The following is a 1,048-nucleotide window of genomic DNA, read 5'->3' as shown; positions in this document are numbered from 1 at the left end:
GAGGGGGTGTGCGGGGAGGGGCTCCGACCCGCTACGATGCCTGTCGTGCCGCGGCTCCTGTGGGCCCCGGCGCGAGCTGTGCGGGCGTAGCTCAATGGTAGAGCCCTAGTCTTCCAAACTAGCTACGCGGGTTCGATTCCCGTCGCCCGCTCTGTGACCTCCGGCCCGGCCCGCTGAACCCAGCGGCCGGGCCGTCGGCGTTCCGGTCAGAAGCTGATCGAGTTGATGGTCTCCGCCACCGAGTTCATGAAGCGGTTTATGGACGGCGCCATGCCGGTGGACGCCAGGAAGAAGCCGAAGAGCACCGCGACGAGCGCGGGGCCCGCTTTGAGCGAACCTCCGCGGAACAGCATCACGAGGATGATCGCCAACAGCAGTACCACTGACAGCGAAATTGCCACACTGATCACACCCTAGGTCGGTCGCTCTCCCGGCCCGGGGGGTACGACCCCGCACGCCCCCGCCACGACCATCGTGCCACCAACAGGGCCCCCGTATGCGGCCCGTGACACATCATCGGCCAACGCTTCCGCGACCGGAGCCCCGCGGGCGGCCCGGGGGCGCATGCGCGCGGGTGCCCGCGAGCGCAATTCGACGACCTGCGGTCATGCGTAATTCGGCTTGATCGTTGCTGTCGCCACACACGATGTTCGCAGGAAATTCGAATTGTCGACGGCGGCACATCGGCGCACGTTCACACGCCGACTTAACGGACATACGACCGGAGTCGCCCGCAGGTGTTATGCCCCATTTAAACCGGATGAAATGTGACGTACCGGGCGTCAGAGCATGAGATCTTCTCTGTACTACACGATCGAATCGCGGGTACCCGGTCTCGATAAGCGGTAATCGTCTCCGGGATAGACATGGATTGGGCTGACGAAAGTGACGAGGGTTTTACGAAGACAGCGGAGCGACGCTAGGGTGCGTCAGATGTTCCACGCTGCCACCATCCCCCCAGGCGCAGTGCGGTCCCGGGTCGTCTCACCGAGCACTGAGTGGGAGGGCCTGTGACCAACTCGGTGCACCCGCACGGACGCCACCGGAC

Annotated in this window: 1 protein-coding gene and 1 tRNA gene; one reads left to right on the top strand and one right to left on the bottom strand. The window is 64.8% G+C overall.

Going from position 1 to position 1,048, the window contains the following annotated elements; genetic code table 11:
• Positions 1-80 precede the first annotated feature (80 nt).
• A tRNA-Gly gene (locus AB8Z36_RS40410) sits at positions 81-151 on the top strand.
• 55 nt (positions 152-206) lie between these two features.
• Here AB8Z36_RS40410 and AB8Z36_RS40405 read toward each other — a convergent pair.
• Positions 207-401 carry a hypothetical protein gene (locus AB8Z36_RS40405; RefSeq protein ID WP_369218332.1) on the bottom strand — a complete coding sequence of 65 codons (195 nt, stop codon included), beginning with the start codon at positions 399-401 and terminating at the stop codon, positions 207-209.
• Positions 402-1,048 lie beyond the last annotated feature (647 nt).

It is taken from the genome of Streptomyces flavofungini (assembly GCF_041028215.1).
GTDB classification, from domain to species: Bacteria; Actinomycetota; Actinomycetes; order Streptomycetales; family Streptomycetaceae; genus Streptomyces; species Streptomyces flavofungini_B.
Note: the sequence above shows the minus strand (reverse complement) of the source record. Positions and strands in the feature narration are given on the sequence as shown.